The organism is Cellulosimicrobium funkei, from assembly GCF_900155925.1.
GTDB lineage: Bacteria > Actinomycetota > Actinomycetes > Actinomycetales > Cellulomonadaceae > Cellulosimicrobium > Cellulosimicrobium funkei.
The window spans coordinates 695,399-716,885 of the sequence record NZ_FTMI01000001.1 but is presented as its reverse complement, the minus strand read 5'-3'; the positions used below and the strand labels follow the sequence as shown (position 1 = coordinate 716,885).

17 protein-coding genes are annotated in these 21,487 nt (G+C 76.1%); 9 read left to right on the top strand and 8 right to left on the bottom strand.

What is annotated here, in order from left to right:
- Positions 1-41: 41 nt before the first annotated feature.
- The 3 genes from BXA05_RS03115 to BXA05_RS03105 all read left to right on the top strand — a co-directional run bounded on the left by BXA05_RS03115 (position 42) and on the right by BXA05_RS03105 (position 5,830).
- Positions 42-2,150, top strand: coding sequence for a bifunctional copper resistance protein CopD/cytochrome c oxidase assembly protein (locus BXA05_RS03115; protein ID WP_076403833.1), 2,109 nt, complete (start codon positions 42-44; stop codon positions 2,148-2,150).
- Positions 2,151-2,375: 225 nt separating this feature from the next.
- A complete protein-coding gene (locus BXA05_RS03110) occupies positions 2,376-3,392 on the top strand; it encodes a type IV toxin-antitoxin system AbiEi family antitoxin domain-containing protein (RefSeq protein ID WP_076403831.1) in 1,017 nt (338 codons plus the stop codon).
- Positions 3,393-3,454: 62 nt separating this feature from the next.
- Positions 3,455-5,830 carry a S9 family peptidase gene (locus BXA05_RS03105; RefSeq protein WP_076404092.1) on the top strand — a complete coding sequence of 792 codons (2,376 nt, stop codon included), beginning with the start codon at positions 3,455-3,457 and terminating at the stop codon, positions 5,828-5,830.
- A gap of 78 nt (positions 5,831-5,908) precedes the next feature.
- Here the strand turns inward: BXA05_RS03105 and BXA05_RS03100 are convergent, their stop codons facing one another.
- Both BXA05_RS03100 and BXA05_RS03095 read right to left on the bottom strand, forming a co-directional pair.
- Positions 5,909-6,115 carry a hypothetical protein gene (locus BXA05_RS03100; RefSeq protein WP_061267027.1) on the bottom strand — a complete coding sequence of 69 codons (207 nt, stop codon included), beginning with the start codon at positions 6,113-6,115 and terminating at the stop codon, positions 5,909-5,911.
- 130 nt (positions 6,116-6,245) lie between these two features.
- Positions 6,246-6,983 (bottom strand): alpha/beta fold hydrolase, encoded by a 738-nt coding sequence (locus BXA05_RS03095; protein WP_076403829.1) that lies wholly within the window; start codon positions 6,981-6,983, stop codon positions 6,246-6,248.
- A gap of 50 nt (positions 6,984-7,033) precedes the next feature.
- Between BXA05_RS03095 and BXA05_RS20370 the strand changes: the two genes are divergently transcribed.
- Positions 7,034-7,924, top strand: a complete 891-nt coding sequence (locus tag BXA05_RS20370; RefSeq protein ID WP_244550365.1) for a helix-turn-helix transcriptional regulator — start codon at positions 7,034-7,036, stop codon at positions 7,922-7,924.
- Between the two features lie 10 nt (positions 7,925-7,934).
- Here the strand turns inward: BXA05_RS20370 and BXA05_RS03080 are convergent, their stop codons facing one another.
- Positions 7,935-8,300: a VOC family protein gene (locus BXA05_RS03080; protein ID WP_076403827.1), complete on the bottom strand. Its 366-nt coding sequence runs from the start codon at positions 8,298-8,300 to the stop codon at positions 7,935-7,937.
- Positions 8,301-8,341: 41 nt separating this feature from the next.
- On the bottom strand, positions 8,342-9,043 hold the full coding sequence (locus BXA05_RS03075; RefSeq protein ID WP_076403825.1) for a TetR/AcrR family transcriptional regulator: 702 nt from the start codon (positions 9,041-9,043) through the stop codon (positions 8,342-8,344).
- Positions 9,044-9,172: 129 nt separating this feature from the next.
- On the opposite strand from BXA05_RS03075, the gene BXA05_RS19230 reads away from it, so the two are divergent.
- The 4 genes from BXA05_RS19230 (at position 9,173) to BXA05_RS03050 (ending at position 16,191) form a co-directional block, all read left to right on the top strand.
- Positions 9,173-12,187, top strand: a complete 3,015-nt coding sequence (locus tag BXA05_RS19230) for an MMPL family transporter (RefSeq protein ID WP_083711307.1) — start codon at positions 9,173-9,175, stop codon at positions 12,185-12,187.
- On the top strand, positions 12,184-14,613 hold the full coding sequence (locus tag BXA05_RS03060; protein ID WP_083711305.1) for a YhgE/Pip domain-containing protein: 2,430 nt from the start codon (positions 12,184-12,186) through the stop codon (positions 14,611-14,613). The genes BXA05_RS19230 and BXA05_RS03060 overlap by 4 nt, the downstream gene beginning before the upstream one ends.
- A 106-nt stretch (positions 14,614-14,719) precedes the next feature.
- On the top strand, positions 14,720-15,808 hold the full coding sequence (locus BXA05_RS03055; RefSeq protein WP_076403823.1) for a chymotrypsin family serine protease: 1,089 nt from the start codon (positions 14,720-14,722) through the stop codon (positions 15,806-15,808).
- 122 nt (positions 15,809-15,930) lie between these two features.
- Positions 15,931-16,191, top strand: a complete 261-nt coding sequence (locus BXA05_RS03050) for a hypothetical protein (RefSeq protein WP_076403822.1) — start codon at positions 15,931-15,933, stop codon at positions 16,189-16,191.
- A gap of 110 nt (positions 16,192-16,301) precedes the next feature.
- On the opposite strand, the gene BXA05_RS03045 is transcribed toward BXA05_RS03050, so the two are convergent.
- Genes BXA05_RS03045 through BXA05_RS03030 form a run of 4 tightly spaced genes read right to left on the bottom strand, consistent with a single transcriptional unit; the run spans position 16,302 to position 20,203 of the window.
- Complete coding sequence (locus BXA05_RS03045; protein WP_076403820.1) at positions 16,302-16,613, bottom strand: hypothetical protein; 312 nt, start codon at positions 16,611-16,613, stop codon at positions 16,302-16,304.
- A 44-nt stretch (positions 16,614-16,657) separates the two neighbouring features.
- On the bottom strand, positions 16,658-18,976 hold the full coding sequence (locus BXA05_RS03040; protein WP_076403818.1) for a heavy metal translocating P-type ATPase: 2,319 nt from the start codon (positions 18,974-18,976) through the stop codon (positions 16,658-16,660).
- A 46-nt stretch (positions 18,977-19,022) separates the two neighbouring features.
- Positions 19,023-19,994 carry a DUF8832 domain-containing protein gene (locus tag BXA05_RS03035; protein ID WP_076403816.1) on the bottom strand — a complete coding sequence of 324 codons (972 nt, stop codon included), beginning with the start codon at positions 19,992-19,994 and terminating at the stop codon, positions 19,023-19,025.
- The gene (locus BXA05_RS03030) at positions 19,991-20,203 is read right to left on the bottom strand and encodes a heavy-metal-associated domain-containing protein (RefSeq protein ID WP_085951370.1); all 213 of its coding nucleotides are present in this window, start codon (positions 20,201-20,203) and stop codon (positions 19,991-19,993) included. Before BXA05_RS03030 ends, BXA05_RS03035 begins: the two co-directional genes overlap by 4 nt.
- A gap of 94 nt (positions 20,204-20,297) precedes the next feature.
- Here BXA05_RS03030 and BXA05_RS03025 point away from each other — a divergent pair, with 94 nt between their 5' ends.
- Complete coding sequence (locus BXA05_RS03025; RefSeq protein WP_076403815.1) at positions 20,298-21,476, top strand: FAD-dependent oxidoreductase; 1,179 nt, start codon at positions 20,298-20,300, stop codon at positions 21,474-21,476.
- Positions 21,477-21,487 lie beyond the last annotated feature (11 nt).

Genomic DNA, 21,487 nt, shown 5'->3' with positions numbered 1-21,487 from the left:
GCCGTGACCGGAGGGGCCCGCGCGGTCGATACCCTGGTGGGGTGACCACCACTGCCCTGCGCCGCGCGCCCTCGGACGCCCGACCCGCGAACCCGTGGTGGCTCGTCGTCGCCGGGCCGTTCGCCGTCGTCGTCGCGGTCGTCGCCGTCCTCGCCGCCGGCGCGTTCTCGGCCGCGTTCACCGTCCCCGCCGGCTTCCCGGACCCGGGCGCCCTCGCGCGCCTCGGCACCCCGGTCGTCACGGTGCTCACCGAGCTCGCCGTCGCGCTCACGCTCGGCTCGCTCGTCCTCGCGGCGTGCGTGCTGCCCGCAGGGACGCCCGTGCGCAAGGCGCTCGGCGTCGCGGGGGCGGCGTCGGCCACGTGGGCGGTGCTCACCGTCCTGCAGGTCGTGCTGCGCTACTCCTCCATCTCGAGCACGCCGGTCACCAACCCGACGTTCGGCGACCAGCTCGGCCTCTTCGTCTCGCAGGTCAGCCTCGGCCGGAACTACCTCGCGATCGTCGTCGTCGCGGCCCTGACGTCCGCCGTCGCGCTCGCCGTGCGCAGCGCGACCGGGGCGATGTGGACCGCGGCCCTGGCGCTCCTCGCCCTCGGGATGCAGGCCAACACCGGCCACGCAGCCGGTGCGGTGAGCCACGAGCTCGCCGTCTCGTCGATGTTCCTGCACCTGGCCGGCGCCGCGCTGTGGGTCGGCGGGCTCGGGACGCTCGCCGTCGTGCGCGTGCGCGGCGGGCTGGGCCGCGCGGACTTCGCGTCGTCCGTCGCGCGGTACTCCGCGATCGCGCTGTGGTGCTACGTCGCCGTCGCCGTCTCGGGCATCGCGAACGCGAGCATCCGGGTCGACTCCCTCGCCGGCCTGACCACCGACTACGGCATCCTCCTGCTCACCAAGCTCGCGCTCCTGCTCGTCCTCGGCGCGGTCGGGTTCGCGCACCGCGAGCTCGTCGTGCGTCGCCTCGCCGGCCCGACGGCGGCCGCTCGCCCGGCCGGGGACGGCGCCCCGGCGAGCGGTGCCGGGACGGGCGGGACGTCGTCGTCCACGGGCGCACGGGCCGCGGCCGCGGAGGGCACGCGCTGGCTGTTCTGGCGCCTCGTCGCGGTCGAGCTCGCGATCATGGGCGCCGTGTCCGGCGTCGCCGTCGCGCTCGGGTCCACCGCCCCGCCCGTGCCGCAGGAGGAGCCGCTCGACACCTCCGCCGCGTACCAGGTGACGGGGCACGCGCTCCCGCCGGAGCCGACGCTCGCCCGCTGGTTCACCGAGTGGCGCTGGGACCTGCTGCCCGCGTTCGCGTGCGTCGCGGCGATCGTCGTGTACCTGCGCTGGGTGCGCCGCCTCGCGCGGCGCGGCGACTCGTGGTCGGTGGGGCGCACCGTCTCCTGGTGCCTGGGGATCCTCGTCCTGTTCTGGGTCACGTCCGGCGGCCCGGCGATGTACGGCCACGTGCTGTTCAGCGCGCACATGGTCCAGCACATGATCCTCGCGATGGTCGTGCCGATCTTCCTCGTGCTCGCCGCCCCCGTGACGCTCCTGGTGCGCGCGGTGCCGCCGCGCAAGGACGGGTCGCGGGGACCGCGCGAGTGGGTGCTCGCCCTCGTCACGTCGCGCGTGGGCCAGTTCTTCGCGAACCCGGTCGTCGCGGCGGTGAACTTCGCCGGTTCGATGATCGTCTTCTACTACACGCCCGCGTTCGAGTACGCGCTCACGACGTACGCCGGCCACCTCGTCATGCTGGTGCACTTCACGCTCGCGGGGTACCTGTTCGCGAACGCGCTCGTCGGGATCGACCCCGGCCCGCACCGCCCGCCCTACCCGCAGCGTCTGCTCCTGCTGTTCGCGACCATGGCGTTCCACGCGTTCTTCGGCGTCGCGCTCACCTCGGGCGAGGAGCTGCTCGTGCCCGAGTGGTTCGGCCTCCTCGGCCGTGAGTGGGGCCCGAGCGCCATCGCCGACCAGCAGCGCGGCGGCGCCGTCGCGTGGGGCATCGGCGAGCTGCCGACCCTCATCCTCGCGATCGTCGTCGCCGTCATGTGGACGCGCTCCGACGAGCGCGAGGCCAAGCGCCGCGACCGCCAGGCCGACCGCGACGGCGACGCCGAGCTCCAGGAGTACAACGACATGCTCGCGGAAATGTCGAAGCGGAACGACTGACCGAGCCCCCGTTCCGCCCCCTCTCGCCCCGCCCCCCGTCTCCGCCGAACACGGGGTTGGAGACCGAGAATCCGGGATTTCGGTCGCTGATCGCGTGCTCGCGGGGCGGTGATGGGGGTTTGAGGGCGACTCTTGTTGTGCACAGGGTCGGTGCCGGGCCGGGTGTCCACAGGGGGCGAAGGCTCGTGCCGCAGTGGACGAGGGTGTCGTGGTGCCATGCCGGCCATGGCGTTCTCACCGGAGCTGGACCGGCTCGTCGCTGCGCAGGCCGGGCTCGTGTCGATCGACCAGCTGCTCGCCGCAGGGGTCTCCTCGCGCGTCGCTCGTCGTCGCGTCGACTCGGGTGCCTGGGCGCGCGTCACGCGTGGTGTCTACGACCTCTGGCCGCCGGCCGGTCAGCGCTGGGGCTGGGACCATCGACGGCGGAGATCGGCGTGGGCGGGCCTGCTCGCCTTCGGCCCGGAGGCCATCGCCGTCGGGACGACGGCGCTCGTGCTGCACGGCGTCCAGGGGATCCCCGTCGGGGTCGCCCCGGAGGTCGCCCTGCCCCGTGCGAGCGACCGCACCACGCGCGACGGCATCCGCCTGCGGCAGTTCGACGACGGGATGACCACCGTCCAGATCGGTGGGCGAGCCGTCGCGACCGTCGAGCGCGCCCTCGCCCAGGCGGTGCCCGAGCTGCCTCGCGCCCACGCGCTGGCCGTCCTCGACTCCGCGCTGCACCGGCGGTCGACCGACCCCGACGGGCTCGCGAGGGCGCACGACCTGGCACGCGGGCGTCGTGGCGTCGCCGCCACGCACGCGCTCTGGGGAATGGCGGACGGCCGCGCGGAGTCGCCGTTGGAGTCCTTCGGACGGCTCGACTGCGTGGATGTGGGCGTGCCGCCTGACGTCCTCCAGCTACCGGTGCTCGACGCGGACGGTCGCGTCGTCGCGCGGGGAGACATGGGTTGGCGTCTCGGTGGCGGGCGGTGGCTGGTGGCGGAGATGGACGGAGCGGACGTGCACTCCGACCCTCAGGCCGTGTACGCCGATCGCACGCGCCAGAACCGTCTCGCCGCCTCGGGCACGATCGAGCTGCTCCGGTTCACGAGTCGTGACGTGCCGGGCGGCGTCGGCCCCGCGGTACGAACCTTCCTCGGCCACCGCGGCGCCCTCCCCGCGGCCAGACCGCCCGAACACGGGAGAAGCGACCGTCGAGAACGGGGGTGGCGACCCGAATCCGCGGATTCCGGTCTCTGACCCCGTGTTCGGCGGGAGCCGTTTCCGGGGGAGGGGCGTGATAGGACGTACGGGTGAGCAATCTGGCTGGCACGCCCGGTACACCCGACCCGACCGTGGGACCGTTCCACGATCTCGACCGATATCTCGCGATCCCGCGCGTCGGGGGCCTCGCGCTCTCGCCCGACGGGACGCGCCTCGTCACGACCGTCCAGACGCTCGACCCGCAGCGCACCGGGTACCGGGCGGCGCTGTGGGAGGTCGACCCGGCGGGGGAGGCGCCCGCGCGTCGGCTGACGCGCAGCACGAAGGGCGAGTCGAGCGCGACGTTCACCGGCGCGGGCGACGTGCTGTTCACGTCGGCGCGGCCCGACCCGGACGGCGGCTCCGACGACGACGCGACGTCGGCGCTGTGGCTGCTGCCGGCGTCGGGCGGGGAGGCGCGCGTGGTCGCCACGGCGCCCGCGGGCGTCAGCGGGCCGCTCGCGGCGACGGACGCGCCGGTCGTGTCGGTCGCGGCGTCGGTGCTGCCGAGCGCGCGCGACCTCGCGCACGACGCCGAGCTCCGGTCGGCGCGCAAGGACGCGAAGGTCGCGGCGATCCTGCACAGCGCCTACCCCGTGCGGCAGTGGGACCACGACCGCGGCCCCGACGAGGCGCACCGGTTCGTCGGCGACCTCACGACGCTGGTCGACGCGCCCGCGCAGCCCCTCCCCGCCCCGGCCGCCCCGACCGACGCGCCCGCGCCCTCGGGCAGCACCGCGCCGCTCGCCGCCGCGCCGCTCGCCGTGGGAGCGCAGGGCACCGCCGCGGAGCACGCCGCCGAGCACGCCGCAGCCGAGCACGACGCGCGGCTGCTCGACCTGCGCGACGTGAGCCGCGGCGTCGGGCACGACGGCACGGCGCCGGGGCGCGCGCTGCACGAGCACTCGGCGGACCTGTCCGCCGACGGCACGACGCTCGTCACGACGTGGCAGGTGCCGGGTCCCGGCCCGCAGGTGCGCAGCACGCTCGTCGCGATCGACACGGCGACGGGCGCGCGCCGCACGCTCGTCGACGAGCCGCGCGCGGAGGCGCACTCGCCCCGCATCTCGCCCGACGGCGCGTGGGTCGCGTTCGTGCGCGAGACGATCTCGACGCCGCACCAGGCGCCGGAGGAGAGCCTCGCCGTCGTGCCGCTGCACGCGCCGGACGGGCCCGCCGGGACGGCTGAGGGCCACGACGACTCGGCGACGACGCGCGCCGAGAACCACGCGTCGCCGCGCACGCTCGTGCCGCACTGGGACCGCTGGCCGACGTCGCTGCGCTGGCTGCCCGACGGCTCGGGCCTGCTCGTCACCGCGGACGACGACGGCCGCGGCCCGGTCTTCCTCGTCCCCTTCGACCCCGCGGGCAACGGCGCGGCCGAGCACGGCACGGCGGAGCGCGTGACGAGCGACGACGCGACGTTCACGGACGTGCAGGTCGCGCCCGACGGCCGGACGCTCTACGCGCTGCGGACGAGCTACCTGGAGCCCGCGCACCCGGTGCGCGTCGACCTCGGCGCGTTCCTCGACTCCGGCACGCCGGGTGGCCGCACGCCGGTGCCCGCGACGCCGCTGCGCGGCCCGGTCGCGACGCCCGACCTGCCGGGCACGCTCGTCGACGTCGAGACGGCGGCGGGGGACGACGTGCGCGTGCGGGGCTGGCTCGCGCTGCCGCACGGTGCGTCCGCGGAGGACCCGGCACCGCTGCTGCTGTGGATCCACGGCGGCCCGCTCGGGTCGTGGAACGCGTGGAGCTGGCGCTGGAACCCGTGGCTGATGGTCGCGCAGGGCTACGCGGTGCTGCTGCCGGACCCGGCGCTGTCGACCGGGTACGGGCAGGACTTCGTGCAGCGCGGGTGGGGCGCGTGGGGCAAGGCCCCGTACACGGACCTGCTCGCGATCACGGACGCCGTGGAGGCGCGCCCGGAGATCGACGCCACCCGGACGGCCGCGATGGGCGGGTCCTTCGGCGGGTACATGGCGAACTGGGTCGCGGGCCACACGGACCGCTTCCGCGCGATCGTCACGCACGCGAGCCTGTGGGCGCTCGACCAGTTCGGCCCGACGACCGACCACGCCTACTACTGGGCGCGGGAGATGACGGACGAGATGGCGCTGGAGAACAGCCCGCACCGGTTCGTCCAGGACATCGTGACGCCGATGCTCGTCATCCACGGCGACAAGGACTACCGCGTGCCGATCGGCGAGGGCCTGCGGCTCTGGTACGAGCTGCTCGCGTCCTCCGGGCTGCCCGCCGGTCCGGACGGCGACACGGTGCACCGGTTCCTCTTCTACCCGGACGAGAACCACTGGATCCTCCAGCCGCAGCACGCGAAGGTCTGGTACCAGGTGGTCCTGGCCTTCCTCGCGGAGCACGTGCTGGGGGCCACCCCGGGCGAGGGCGACGCCGCGCTGCCGACGACGCTCGGCTGACCGGGTCGCCGCCCGCGGGCGGCGGCCCGCAGGGCTCAGTCCGTCGACCGCCGTCTGACGGCCGTCATCAGACCGCCGTCAGGCGACGGTCGACGGGAGCCCCGCGGCCGCCGCGCGCCAGCGCCGCACGAGGCGCCGGTCGGCGGCGCCGCGCGCGGCCGCCCACAGGCAGTGCTGGGTCGTCTCGCGGTGCTCGAGGAGCGCGTCGCGGTCGTTCTCGAGCGCCCAGAGCAGGGCGGTGCGCACCTCGGTGCGCGAGGGGGCGGAGGGCAGGGTGTCGTGCATGGTCCGTCTCGTCGTCCGTCGTTCTGCGGCGGCCGGTCGGCCGTCCACACGAGGAGACGGCAGAAGTCTCCGTCTGTGACGCGACTTCGGAGACTTTTTTCCGGAACGTGCACGATGTCTCACCCGGAGGTCAGGAGACGGCGTCGACGATCACGGCCGCGAGGTCCCGCGGGCGGGAGAACATCGGCCAGTGGCCGGTCGGGAGGTCGACGTAGGTGACGTCCTCGACCTCGCCCAGCTCGGTGTGCAGGGGCGGCCCCGGGTGCGCCATCTCGGCGAGGACGGCGGACGGGATCGACGAGCAGACGGCGGTCGCGGGCACCTTCAGGCGGCCCGGGTCCGACACCCGCACCGCCCCCCGCGCGACGGGCCCGGGGGTGGGCACCGCCCGCTCGCGGAACCGCGCCAGCGCGGCCTCGTCCAGCCCGTCGAGGCTCGACCCGGCCTCGGCGAGCTCCTCCCACGTCGGGAGCGGGACCTCCGCGGCGTCGGCCGGGAGGCCCGGCGACAGCGCCGCGCCGTCGACGAGCGGGCCCGTGTCGACGTAGACGACGCGCTCGATGCGCGCGGGGCCCCGGTCGAGGGCCTCCTGCACGACCGGCCCGCCGCCGCTGTGCCCCACGAGCACGACGCGGCCGTCGAGCCCGTCCACGAGATCCGTGACCGCGGCGACGTGGTCCGCGCGCGTGACGTGCGCGCGGTCGGCCGCGGTCGCGCCGGGGTCCAGGCCCGGCAGGGTCACCGGGTGGGGGACGAGGCCGGCGGCCTCGAGGTGGGGGACGACGTCGTCCCAGGCCCACGCGCCGAGCCAGAAGCCGGGGACGAGGACGACGTGGACGGGCTGCTCGGGTGTTCCGTGGGTGCTCATGCAGCCACCCTCGCAGGGTGTCGGTGACACCTGTCTGTCACCATTCTGGGGTGAACAGGACGGAGCGCCTCTACGCGCTCGCGGAGGAGCTGCGCCGCGCGGGCCGGACGGGTACGACGGGGCCGCGCCTCGCCGCGGCGCTCGAGGTGAGCGAGCGGACGATCAAGCGCGACGTCGCCGCGCTCCAGCAGGCCGGGCTCACGATCTGGGCGCAGGCGGGGCCCGGGGGCGGGTACGTGCTCGACCCGAGCGCGTCGCTCCCGCCGGTGAACTTCACGCCCGGCCAGGCCGTCGCCGTGGCCGTCGCGCTCGCGACGCTCCCGCCCGGGAGCCCGTTCGCGGTCGACGCCCTCGCCGCCCGTGGCAAGGTGTGGGACGCGCTCGGCGCGGGCGACCGCGCACGGGCCGAGGCGCTCGCCGCGCGCGTGTGGGTCCGTCACGCCGTGCCGGACCCGGACCGGCCCGACGCCGTCCCGCCCGAGAGCCCGCCCGACGCCGTCCCGCCCGCGAGCCCGCCCGACGTCGTCCCGCCCGCAGCAGGCCCGCCCGCCGTCCCGGCCGACGCCGTCCACCCGGGAGAGCCGTACGGCGACACGACCCCGCCGGGCCGGGGTGACGTCGTCGGGCGCGCGCGGACCCACCTCGGGGTGCTGCGCGCGGTCGAGCAGTCGATCGCGGGCGGGCGCGTGCTGGCGATCCGGTACCGGGACGTGCGCGGGGCGACGTCGGCGCGTCGCGTCGAGCCCGTGCTGCTCGCGCACACCGACGGCCGCTGGTACCTCGTCGCGTGGTGCCGCACGCGCGAGGCGATCCGCTGGTTCCGGCTCTCGCGCGTCGAGCGCGCGGACCTCACCGCGGAGGCGTACGACCCGCGCCCCGTCGCGGACGTGGGGGAGCCGCCCCCGGGCTCTGCCGCGGTGTACCGCCCCGACCCCGCCTGACGTGGAGGGGTCAGTCGCCGCGCAGGACGCAGAACTCGTTGCCCTCGACGTCCGCCAGGACGACGAACGTCTCGTGCTCGCCCTGCCCGACGTCGACGCGGCGTGCGCCGAGCCCTTCGAGCCGTGCGACGTCGGCGGCCTGCGTCGACGACGAGAAGTCGAGGTGGAGGCGGTTCTTCACCGTCTTGCCCTCGGGGACGCGCTGGAAGACGAGGCTCGGCGGTCCGAGGATCGTCTCGCCGTCGCGCGGGAAGAGCACGGCCTCGCCGTGCGGCCCGGTCTCGCACCCCGTCCACCCGAGCGCGGCCTGCCAGAAGTCCGCCACGGCGGCGGGGTCGGCGCAGTCGACCACGGCGCCGCTGAAGGTGAGTGTCATGGCGCCAGTGTGACGTGCGCCACCCACGCCGGGGGCGGTTCTCAGTCCGCGGCGGGCAGCGGCTCGACGAGCCGGCCGACGAGCGCCGGGAGCCAGTCCGCGCTCTGGGCGCGCTGCACGGCGTCGTCGCCCGCGGGGCTGAGGAACGCGTCGCGCGCCGCGCACGTGTACGCGCTGATGAGCACGCGCGTCGCGGCCGCCGGGTCGATCGCGAACCGCATGCCGACCTCGGTGAGCACGCGGGTGAGGATGCCCGCGAGCTCGGCGCGGAACGACTCCTCCTGGTCCGCGAACCGCGCCGCGACCTGCGGGTCGCGCAGCGCGAGCAGCTCGAGCTCCGCGCTCATGAGGCACCAGCGGCGCTCGTCGCGCGGGTCGGCCATGACGGCCGCGACGATCGCGGCGATCGTGTCGGGCGCGATGACGCCGTCGCGGACCGGGTCGTCGGGCAGGTGCTCGACGGCGGCCTCGAGGTTGCGCATGCGCGTCCGAATCTCGCGCTCTGTGAGGGCGAGGAACAGCGACTCCTTCGACTCGAAGTTCGAGTAGAACGCGCCGCGGGTGAAGCCCGCGGCCTCGCACACCGCCTCGATCGAGGTGCCGTTGATGCCGTGCTCGGCGAAGAGGCCGTAGGCGGCGTCGAGCAGGCGCTCGCGCGTGCGCTCGCGGCGTCGCGAGAGCGGCGCGTCGTTCTCCGCGCGGTCGACTCGGGTCGGGTCGAGGTCCGTCGTCACGCCGGACATGCTCCCACTGTCGGACGGCGCCGCCCGAACCGGGCGGCCTTGCGATGCACGAGTGTATCCGATACGTTCGCGCATCGGATACAGCGGCGTATCCTCGAATCCGTCTGCACTCTCCCCGGGAGGCCGCCCGTGTCCTCAGCGCTGTACTCGCTCGGCCGTTGGGCGGTCGGGGCGCGCCGGCTCGTCCTCGTGGCCTGGATCGGCATCCTCGTGCTGGCCGGAGGGCTCGCCGGTCTCGTCGGCCAGGGCCTCGACGACGAGGTGACCATCCCCGGCACCGAGTCGCAGGCCGCGCTCGACCGTCTCGCCGCCACGTTCCCGCAGGTCAGCGGGGCGTCCGCGCAGGTCGTCGTCGTCGCTCCCGACGGCTCGACCATCGAGGACGACGCGGTCCGCGGCCCCGTGGAGGACGCCGTCACCGCGCTCGGCGACGTCGACGGCGTCGCCGCCGTCACCTCCCCCTACGACGACACCATGCCCGCGTCGGTCAGCGACGACGACGTCGCGACCCTCATGACCGTCCAGCTCGACGAGGGCCAGAGCGAGGTCACCGACGCCACGAAGGACGCGCTCGGCGACGTCGTCGACGACCTCGCCGCGGCCCTGCCCGACGGCGCGCAGGCCGCCCTCGGCGGCCAGCTCTTCAGCACCGAGTTCCCGACCCTCACCGTCACCGAGGCGCTCGGCCTCCTCGTCGCGCTCGTCGTGCTCGTGCTCACGTTCGGCTCGTTCGTCGCGGCCGGGCTGCCGCTCCTCAACGCCGTCGTCGGGGTCGGCGTGAGCATGGGACTCCTGTTCGCCGCGACCGCCGTCGCGCAGATCAACTCCACGACCCCGATGCTCGCCGTCATGCTCGGCCTCGCCGTCGGCATCGACTACGCGCTGTTCATCGTGTCCCGGCAGCGCGACGAGCTCGCGACCGGCCTCAGCGTCGAGGAGGCCACGGCGCGGGCCGTCGCGACCGCCGGCTCGGCCGTCATCTTCGCGGGCCTCACCGTCATGATCGCGCTCGTCGGCCTCGGCGTCGCCGGCATCCCGTTCCTCACCGTCATGGGCGTCGCCGCCGCCGTCGGGGTCGGGCTCGCCGTCCTCGTCTCGATCACGCTGCTGCCCGCCATGCTGGGCTTCGCGGGCGAGCGCCTCCGCCCGAAGGCACCGCGCCCTCGTGGGCGCGGGCGACGCCGTGCGACCGCGGGAGCGGACGGCGGAAGGGCGACCGGGGCGACCGGGTCGCGCGGGCGACGGGCCGGACGAGCGGTGGGGGCGGCCTCGGATGCGAGAGGGCGTCAAGCCGCGCTCGTGAACCCCCGCCCGGACGAACCGGGTGACGGCGCGGCAGCCCCGAGCACCGAGGGCGCCCCCACCGCGGACCCGACCAGGGACCTCTCCGACCCGACCACGACCGAGCACCGCAACCGGTTCTTCGCGGGGTGGGTGCGCGCCGTCACGCGGATCCCGCTGCTGACCATCGGGCTCGTCGTCGCCGCGATCGTGCTGCTCACGCTGCCGGCGCGCGACCTGCAGCTCGCGCTTCCCGACGCGGGGACGCTGCCCGAGGACAACCAGGCGCGCGTCACGTACGACCTCGTGTCGGAGCACTTCGGCCCGGGCTTCAACGGGCCTCTCATCGTCACGGGCACGATCGTCACGTCCACGGACCCCGTCGGTCTCATGAACGACCTGGGCGACGAGATCGCGGACCTCCCGGGCGTGGCGGACGTGCCGCTCGCGACGCCGAACCTCACGGCGGACACGGGCATCGTGCAGGTCGTCCCGACCGGCGCGCCGGACTCGGAGGAGACGAAGGACCTCGTCACGGAGATCCGCGCGCAGCACGACCACTTCCTCGACGAGTACGGCGTCGACCTCGCGGTCACGGGCTTCACGGCGGTCGGGATCGACGTCTCGGCGAAGCTCGGAGCGGCGCTGCTGCCGTTCGCGTTCGTCGTCGTCGGCCTGTCCCTCGTGCTGCTGACGATGGTGTTCCGGTCGGTCGCGGTGCCGATCAAGGCGACGCTCGGCTACCTGTTCTCGGTCGGCGCGGCGTTCGGCGTCGTGACGCTCGTGTTCGAGCACGGGTTCCTCGCGGACGCGCTGCACGTGACACGGCTCGGGCCGGTCATCTCGTTCATGCCGATCGTCCTCATGGGCGTGCTGTTCGGCCTCGCGATGGACTACGAGGTGTTCCTCGTGGCGCGCATCCGCGAGGACTACGTGCACTCGGGCCAGGCCCGGCGGTCGATCTTCACGGGGTTCCAGGCGTCGGCGAAGGTCGTCACCGCGGCCGCGGTCATCATGTTCGCCGTGTTCGTGGCGTTCGTGCCCGAGGGCGACATGAGCCTCAAACCCATCGCGCTCGGCCTCGCGGTCGGCGTGCTCGTCGACGCGTTCGTCGTGCGCATGACGCTCGTCCCGGCCGTGCTCGCCCTGCTCGGCGACAAGGCGTGGTGGATGCCGCGCTGGCTCGACCGGGTGCTGCCGTCGTTCGACGTCGAGGGTGAGGGGCTGTCGAAGGAGCTCGCGCTCGCGGACTGGCCGGAGCCGGGCAGCACGGACGCGGTCGTCGCGCACGACCTCGTCGTCGCCGGCGCGCGCGGCCCGCTGGCCGAGCCGGTCACGGTCCGGGTGCCCGACGGCGGGTCGCTCGTCGTGCACGGGGAGTCGCCCGCGGCGGTGTCCGGGGTCGTGCTCGCGCTCGCGGGGCGCCTGCGCCCGACGAGCGGGGCGCTCAAGGTCACGGGCCTGGTGCTGCCGGAGCGTGCGCTGACCGTGCGGCGCCGCGTCGCGCTCGTGGACCTCGCGGCGGACGTCGCCGCGCTCCCCGGCGACGCCCCGGCGCCCGCGGCGCACCGCGTGCCGGCGGCGGCGAGCGTCGCCGAGGTCCTGCGCGAGCGGCCCCGGCTCCTGGCGGTGGTCGGGACCGACGCCGTCACGTCGCCCGCCGAGCGGGCCGCGCTGGCCGAGGTGCTCGCCGACGCGGCGGGGCGCGGCACGGCGGTGGTGCTCGGCGCCGTCGGCCCGGCACCGACGGACCTCGCCCCGCCCGGCACGCCCGTTCTCGACCTGCACGACCCGCACCACCCCGACCGCACCGTCCCCGCCGCGCCCGTCGTCGGCCCGCGCACCGAGGAGGTGCCCGCATGAGCGTCTTCCCGCCCGAGCCGGTCCCGACCGACCCGACCGCCGACCCGACGTCCCCAGGGGCGCCGACCGGCGGGGCGCGCCCCCGCCGCGTCGACGCCCGGCGCGCGTGGACCGTGGCCGCCGCCGTCGCGCTGCCCCTCGCCGTCCTCGGCCTGCTCCTGTGGGCGCTGTGGAACCCGCAGGAGCGGCTGGACACGGTCAAGGCCGCGGTCGTGAACCTCGACGAGCCGGTCGAGGTGGACGGCCAGACCGTCCCGCTCGGCCGTCAGCTCACCGCCGGGCTCGTCAGCGGGGGCGCCGCCTCGACCGACACCGGCGCGGTCGCCGTGCAGCCCGACCCGGGGACGACGAACTACGACTGGGTCATCACCGACGCGGACGACGCCGCGGCCGGTCTCGCCGACGGCACGTACGCGGCCGTCGTGACGATCCCGGAGAACTTCTCCGCGGCGGCCACGTCGTTCGGCGGCGACCCGTCGGCCGCGACGCAGGCCACGCTGTCCGTCAAGACGACGCCCGGCGGGCGGGTCGTCGACGAGGCGCTCGCGCGCATCGTCACCACGACCGCGACGTCGGTGCTCGGCACGACGCTCACCGAGAACTACGTGGACGGCGTCCTCACCGGCTTCACGACGCTCCACGACCAGCTCGGCGAGGCGGCCGACGGCGCGGACCAGCTCGCCGACGGCGCCGCCCAGGCGAGCGACGGGGCGACGCAGCTCGCGTCGGGCGCGGGCGAGGTCGCCACCGGGGCGGGCGCGCTCGCGTCCGGCGTCGGCGAGCTCGGCACGGGCGCGGACGGCCTGGTCGCCGGGGTCGGGGAGCTCGGCAGCGGCGCGGACCAGCTCGCGTCGGGCGCGCAGGGCGTCGCGAGCGGCGCCCAGGGTCTCGCTGCGGGGTCGCGGCAGGTGGCGGACGGCGTCGACCAGAGCGCCGCGGGCGCGGGGCAGCTGGCCGCCGGGGCGCAGAGCCTCGCGGGCGGCGTGGGTGCGCTGTCCACCGGGGCGTCGGACCTCGCGAGCGGGCTCGGCGCGCTCGACGCCTCGATCGCGGACGTGCGGCTGCCCGACGGCACGTCGACCGGCCGGTCGCTCCCGGAGACCGCGACCGCGCTCGCGACGGGCTCGCGCGACGTGGCGGGCGGCCTCGCCCAGGTCGTGGCCGGTCTCGAGCAGCAGCGGGTCGCGGCGGGGTGCGTCGACGGGGCGACGGACCCCACGTGCGGGGTGCTCGACCAGCAGCTCGAGGTACTGAGCCCGCTCGCCGCCGACGCGGCGGGCGTCGCCGTGGGGAACGCGGCCCTGGCGGGCTCGCCGTCGGGCCAGGGTGGTGCCCCGACCGGTCTGTACGCGCTCGCGGCGGGCGTCGACCGGCTCGCCACGGGCGCCGACGACCTGTCCGCAGGCGCGGCGCAGGCGTCGACCGGGGCCGCCGGCGTGGCCCAGGGCGCGGCTGCGCTCTCCGCAGGGCTCGGGCAGCTCGCGCCCGGGGCGGACCAGGTCGCCGACGGCGCGGCGCAGCTCTCCGGCGGCGCGGGCCGGCTGTCCACCGGGGCCGACGGCCTGGCCGCCGGGGTCGGGGCGCTCGGCAGCGGCGCGGACCGGCTCGCCGACGGCGTCGGCGCCCTCGGGACCGGCGCGGACCAGCTCGCGACCGGCACCCAGGAGCTGGCGACGGGCGCGGGCGACCTCGCGGGCGGCGTCGGGCAGCTCGCGGGCGGCACGTCCGACCTCGCCGACGGTCTGGGCGAGGCGACCGGGCAGATCCCCTCGTACACCGACGCGGAGCGCGAGAACCTCGCGAGCGTCGTGGCCGACCCCGTGGCCGCGCCCGGTGTCGACGACCTAGGGACCGGCTCGACCGGCCCGCTGTTCGCGGTGCTCGCGCTGTGGCTGGGCGCGCTCGCGATCTTCGTCGCGTTCCCGCCGGTCCCGGCACGGCTCCTGGGGTCGACGCGCGGCCCCGGCCGGCTCGCGCTCGCGGCGCTCGCGCTCCCGGCCGGGATCGCCGCGGCGACCGGTCTCGTGGTCGGCGGCGTCCTCGCCGCGGTCGAGGGTGCGAGCGTGGGCGGCTGGATCGGTCTGCTCGCGTCCGGGGCGCTCGCGTCGGTCGTGTTCGTCGCGCTCAACCAGGCGCTCGCCGCGCTCCTCGGGAACGTGGGGCGCGCGATCGGCCTGCTCGTGGCGGTGCTGCTCGTCGCGACCGGCATCGTCGCGACCGTCCCGGCCGCGCTCACGAGCCTGCGGGACGTCCTGCCGGTGGGCTCGGCGCTCCGCCTGCTCACGTCGATCGTCGACCCCGGCGCGGCCGGGGGAGCGGGCGACGCCGTGGCCCTGGTCCTGTGGGGCCTCGTGTCCGTCGCGGTGACGACGCTCGTCGTCGCGCGCCGCCGGTCCGTCCGGGTGGAGCAGCTCCTGCGCGCCTGACGCGGGTGCGGCGCGCCGCGGTGCGCGTGTGGGCGGCTGCCGCCAGACTCGCTCGGCAGGACGCGGGCGGCGGGAGCCGTCCGCCGGGCGAGGGGACGGTGCACCGATGGACCAGCAGAAGGCACGGGAGATCAAGTCGCAGCTCGCGGACTACGCGCGCGAGCTCGCCGAGCGGTCGGGCCTGCCGGGCCGGTCGGACACGGCGATCGAGGCGCGCGACGTGCCCGACGCCGCGGAGGTCGTGCGCGCCCCCACGCTCGCGATCGGGCTCGCCCCGCACGACGACGGCGGGTACGCGATCGCGGTCCGGTACCGCCTCGGGGTGCCCACCGCGCGCAGCATCGCGCGCAAGGTCGCCTCGGAGGCGGGCGACACGGTGGACGTGCGGCGCACGGGACGCATCCGTCCGCTCGCCGCCGCGCCGGGCGCCGGGCGTGCCCGCGGCGACGGCCCGGGCGTGCGCCCGCCCGTCGTCACCGCGTACGCGACCGGCGAGACCGGCCGCGTCCGGCCGCTGCGGCCCGGGGTCTCCGTCGCGCACGTCGACGTCACCGCGGGGACGCTCGGGGCGTTCGTGCGCGTCGCGCCGCCAGCGGTCGACGGCGCCGACGAGGCCTCGGTCTACGCGCTGTCCAACTGGCACGTGCTCGTCGGCTCGCCGGCCGCCCGGGTGGGGGACGTCGTCGTGCAGCCCGGCCCGGCCGACGGCGGTCGCGCGCCCGACGACCGCGTGGGCACCCTCGCCGGGCTGGTCCCGCTCGAGGCCGGGATCACGCAGACCGTGGACGCCGCGGTCGCGCTCCTCGACGACCCGGACGTCGACCCGGAGTACCCGGTCGGCAGGATCACGACGACGGCGGTCGCGCTGGGCGGCGAGGTCGTGGGCAAGTCGGGCCGGACCACGGGGGTGACCGCGGGGCGGGTCACGGCGATCGAGCTCGACGACGTCGTCGTCGGGTACGGCGACGGGCTCGGCGCGCTGCGCTTCGACGACCAGATCGAGGTCGAGTCCACGGGAGACGGGCCCTTCTCGCGCGGCGGCGACTCCGGGTCGCTCGTGTACCGCGAGGACGGCGTGGCGCTGGGGCTGCTGTTCGCGGGGTCGGAGACCGGGGGTGCGAACGGCACCGGGCTCACGTACTGCAACCCCATCGGGACCGTGCTCGATCGGCTGGGTGCGACGCTGCTCGGCTGAACCGGCACGACGCTGCTCGGGCCGTCCGGACGGGTCTGCTCGCCCGATCCCCGGAGGGTGGGGCGGTCGGCCCTGCCTTCCGGCCGCCGTCGGGCGCACAATGGGTGCGGGAGGTGGTTGCCGTGGCGACCCTCGAACGAGCCCGGGAGGCCAAGGCCGCGCTGCGCGACGAGCTCGCGGGCCTCGACGGCGTGACCGGCGTCGGCATCGCGCGCGCCGACCTGACCGGCGGCCCGGTGCGCGGTGCGGGGACGTCCGGCGTCGGCGACGACTGGCTGCTGCGCGTGAACGTGACGTCCGACGACGTCGCGGTCCCCGAGACCGTGGACGGCGTGGACGTGGAGGTGCGCGTCGTCGGCGACGTGACGGCGTCGCGCGCCTGAGCCTCTGCCGCACGACCCGTCCGTCGCACGACGCGTGCCCGGCACCGCACCGGGAGGGTGCGGCACCGGGCACGAGGGCGCCGGGACGACGCGGCCGGTGATCCGTGCGGTCAGGCGGCGCGCGCGTACCGGGCCGGGTCGGCGTCGAACAGCGGCCCGCACGACGAGCAGCACAGCCAGTAGCGCACGCCCTCGTGGTCGCGCACGAGCCCGGCCGCCTCGGCGTGGGCCTTCGCGACCATGCTCCCGCGCATCACGGGGCACTCGGCGAGGTCGTCGTCCGCCGCCTCACTCGTCGCTGGCGCGACCCCCGCGGCGGTCGCGGGCGCGTGGTGGTGCGCCGCGTCGTGCGCACCGTGGTGCCCGCCGTCGTGCGGGTGGTCGTCGTGGCCGGGGTGGGTGTCGTCGTGGTGCTGGCACATGCGGGGTCCTCCTGGAGGGTCGTCAGTCGGGGTCGGGGTCGGGGTCAGACGCCGGCGAGCCGGGCCGTCGGCGCGGTCGCGGCGGGCGTGCCGGGGTGCGCGCCGGTCGCGCGGCTGGAGAACGAGCGCAGCCGCAGGCTGTTGCCCACCACGAAGACGCTCGAGAACGCCATCGCGGCACCGGCGAGCATGGGGTTGAGCAGGCCGAGCGCGGCGAGCGGGATCGCGGCGACGTTGTAGGCGAAGGCCCAGAAGAGGTTCACCTTGATCGTCCCGAGCGTCCGACGCGCGAGCCGGATCGCGTCGGCCGCGGAGCGGAGGTCGCCCCGCACGAGCGTGATGTCGGCGGCCTCGATCGCGACGTCCGTGCCCGTCCCCATGGCGAGGCCCAGGTCCGCCTGGGCGAGCGCGGCGGCGTCGTTCACGCCGTCGCCGACCATCGCGACGACCTTGCCCTCGCCCTGGAGCCGGCTGACGACGTCGACCTTGTCGCGCGGCATGACCTCCGCGATGACCTCGTCGATGCCGACCTCGGCCGCGATCCGTCGGGCGACGGTCGCGTTGTCCCCGGTGAGGAGCACCGGGGTGAGGCCGAGCGCGCGGAGCTGGCGGATCGCCTCGGCGCTCGTGGGCTTGACCGCGTCGGCCACCACGAGGATGCCGCGGGCCTGCCCGTCCCAGCCGACGACGACGGCCGTGCCGCCCTGCTCCTCGGCGCGCGCCTTGGCGTCGGCGAGCTCGCGCGGGAGGTGCTGCGCCCACTCGGCGAGGAGCGACTCGCGGCCGACGAGCACGGCGTGCCCGTCCACGACGCCCTGCACGCCCTTGCCCTCGACGTTGGTGAACTCCGTGAGCACGGGCAGCGGGCCGACCTCCTGGACCGCGCCGCGGGCGATCGCCCGGGCGACGGGGTGCTCGGAGGCGTCCTCGAGCGCGCCCGCGAGGCGCAGGAGCTCCGCGCGGTCGGTGCCCGTCCCGGTGACGACCTCGGTGAGCGTCATGACGCCCGTCGTCACGGTGCCCGTCTTGTCGAGCACGACGGTGTCCACGGAGCGCGTGGACTCCAGGACCTCCGGCCCTTTGATGAGGACCCCCATCTGCGCGCCGCGTCCCGTCCCGACGAGCAGCGCCGTCGGGGTCGCGAGGCCCAGGGCGCACGGGCACGCGATGATGAGGACCGCGACGGCGGCGGTGAACGCCGCCGAGGCCGGCGCACCCGCCCCGAGCCACGCGCCCAGCGCGCCGACGGCGATCGCGATGGCGATGGGGACGAAGATCGCGGAGACCCGGTCGGCGAGGCGCTGGACCTGCGCCTTGCCGGACTGCGCGTCCTCGACGAGGCGCGCCATCTGCGCGAGCTGGGTGTCGCCGCCGACGCGCGTCGCGCGGACGACGAGCCGCCCGCCGGCGTTCACGGTCGCCCCGGTGACGGCGTCGCCCTCCCCGACCTCGACGGGCACGGACTCGCCCGTGAGCATCGAGGCGTCGACGGCGGACGTGCCGGCCACGATGGTGCCGTCCGTCGCGATCTTCTCGCCCGGGCGCACGACGAACTCGTCGCCCACGGCGAGGTCGGTGATCGGGATGCGGGTCTCCACGCCGTCGCGCAGCACCGCGACGTCCTTCGCGCCGAGCTCCAGCAGGGCGCGCAGCGCGGCGCCCGCCTGCCGCTTGGACCGCTTCTCGAAGTAGCGGCCCGCGAGGATGAACGTCGTGACGCCCGCGGCGACCTCGAGGTAGATGTTCGCCGCGCCGTCGGTCCGGGCGACCGAGAGCGTGAACGGGTGCGTCATGCCCGGCTCCCCGGCCGTGCCGAGGAAGAGCGCGTACAGCGACCAGAGGAACGCGGCGCTGGTCCCGACGGAGATCAGGGTGTCCATGGTGGCCGCGCCGTAGCGCAGGTTGGTCCACGCGGCGCGGTGGAACGGCCACGCCGCCCACACCACGACGGGCGCGGTGAGCACGAGGCTCGCCCACTGCCAGTACGTGAACTGGAGCGCGGGGACCATCGCCATGGCGATGACCGGGACCGACAGCATGACGGCGCCGATCAGCCGGTGCCGCAGCGCGGTGAGCTCGGGGTCGTCCGCGTCCGTGCCCGCGTCCTCCTCGGAGGCGGGGGCCTCGGCGCGCGGGACCTGCGCCGTGTAGCCCGTCTTCTCGACCTCCGCGATGAGCGTGGCCGCGTCGACGCCGTCCGGGACGGTGACCCTCGCCTTCTCGGTCGCGTAGTTCACGGTCGCGGTGACGCCGTCGAGCCGGTTGAGCTTCTTCTCGATCCGCATGGCGCACGAGGCGCAGGTCATCCCCCCGATCTCGAGCTCGACGAACGTCCCCGGCGACGGGGCGGCCGATGCCGTCATGAGGTTCTCCTTCCGGCCGGGCAGCGGGCTGCCCGGTGCAGGGTGGTCAGTGGTCGTCGTGCGCGGCGGGGTCGTCGTCGGCGGGGGCGTCGGCCGGGGCGTCGGCCGGGGTCGCCGTGGCGCCGGTGGCCTCGACGGTGAAGGCCGCGGTGCGCACCTGGCCCTCGACCTGGAAGTCGAGGTACAGGAGGTACCGGCCCGCGGTCGGTGCCTCGACGGCGAACGCCACGGTCGGGCCCGAGACCTCGCCGGGCGCGGCCTCCGCGCCCTCGGGGTGGGCGTGCAGGTAGGCGAGGTCGCCGTCGCGGAGCGCGACGAGGTGGCCGAACGCGCCGAGGTACGGCTCGAGCGTCGTGACCGGCTCGCCGTCCCGCGTGACCTCGAGCGTCAGGCGCGAGGCCGTGCCGACCTGGAGGCTCCCGTCGAGCGTGACGTCGTACCCGTCGACGGACGCCGTGGTCGTGGGGGCTCCCGCCCGGCCGGGCACGACGTCGCCCGCGACCTCGACGGTGCGGCTCAGGGTGATCGGGTCGCCGCCGGTGGGGACGGCGTCGGCGTACACGCGGTAGGTGCCCGCGGCGTCCCACGTCCAGGGCACCGACCAGCGGCCGGCGTCGTCCAGCTCGGGGTGGGCGTGGCGGTAGTGCGCGCCGTCGGAGCGCACGACGACGAGGTGCAGGCGCTGCTCGTGCGCGACGGCGAAGTCGGTCACCGGCGCGCCCATCGGGTCGGCGAGGGTGAAGGCGAGCTCGCCGGGCGTGCCCGGCGACTGCGGCGCCTCGATCTCGCCGAGCGTGTAGCCGCCCTGCTCCAGGGACAGTCCGCCGACCATCTCCGCTCCTCTCGTGGTCTCCTGCGGGGGGTCGTCGCTCGTGGCGGCGTGCTGCTCCGGCGCGTGCGCGGCGGGCGGCTCCGCCAGCGCGCCCTCGGGGACGACGGCGCCCGCGACGGCGGCCGAGGCCACGAACACGACCCCGAGCCCGGCGACGTAGAGCGCGATCCGGGCGGGGGCTCTCATCGCGTCCGCTCCGCCGTGTAGCCGGCCTCGTCGACGGCGGCGAGGACCGCGGCGTCGTCGAGGGGCTGGTCGGCCGTGACGACCAGCCGACCGGTGGTCGCGCTCACGTCGATCGCGGTGACGCCGGGCACCTGCCCGACCTCCTCGCGCACCGACATCTCGCAGTGGCCGCACGTCATCCCGGTCACCTGGTACTCGATCTCGACGATGCTCACGACGTTCCTCCTCCGTGCTGATACCCCCATGGGGTATGGCTAGGATGGCGAATATACCCACAGGGGGTATCTAGGTCAAGGAGGAGAGATGGGCGACGTGGACAGGCCGGACGTGGTGGTGGTCGGCGGCGGAGCCGCCGGGCACGCCGCCGTGACGACGCTGCGCGGCGAGGGGTTCGACGGTCGCGTCGTCCTCGTGCACGGCGAGGAGGGGGAGCCCTACCTGCGCACCCTCGTCGACAAGGCGATCCTCCAAGGCCTGCTCACCGCGGAGCAGGCCGCCCTGCCGGTGCCGCTCGACGTCGAGCTCGTACGGGCGCACGTGATCGGCCTGGACCCCCAGCGGCGGGCCGTCGTCCTCGCGGACGGTCGCGAGCTCACCGCCGCCGCCGTCGTCCTCGCGACCGGCGCGGTGCCTCGCCCCGGGCCGGCCGTGGACCGCGTCCCGGCGCTCGCGGGCGCCGACGGCGGGGAGCCCCGCGTGGTGCACCTGCACACCGCGCGGGACGCCGAGCGGCTGCGTGCCCTGCTCGGCCCCGATCCCGCGCGGCGCACGGTCACCGTGCTCGGCGCCGGGTTCGTCGGTTCCGAGACCGCCGCCTGGCTCGCCGAGGTCGGCGCGACCGTCCACCTCGTCGCCCGCTCCCGGCTCCCGCTCGCGAGGGCGCTCGGGACCGCGGTCGCACGCGCCGTCGCCCTGCGTCACGAGGAGCACCTCGACGCCCACCTCGGCCGCCGGGTCGAGGCGGTGACCGAGCGCCCGGGCGGCGTCACCGTGCGCCTCGTGGGCGGGACGACCCTGGAGTCCGACCTCGCGGTCGTCGCGCACGGCACCGCGCCCGCCGCACCCGGCACCGGCGGCGGCGTCGACGTCGACGACCGCCTCGCCGTCCCCGCCGCGCCCGGCCTGTTCGCCGCCGGGGCGGTCGCCGTCCACCGGGACCGGCACGGACGACGGTTCCGGACCGACCACTGGGACGCCGCCGTCGCGCAGGGCGCCCTCGCGGCGCGCGCCGTCCTGCGCCGTCTCGTCGGCGGCCCGGACCCCGGCCCGTACGTGCCCGACGCCGGTTTCTCCCTCGTGCTGCACGGCGCCCAGGTCGCCGGGTTCGGCGTCGCCGTGCCCGGCGCGACCCCGGAGCACCGCACGCTCGACGGCGGCGGGCTGCTCACCGAGCTGCGTGTCGGGGGCGACCTGGTCGCCGTGGTCGGCCTCGGCGCGACGCGGGAGCTCCACGCGCTGCGCCGAGACCTGCGCCGCCCCTGAGGCGTCGTCGG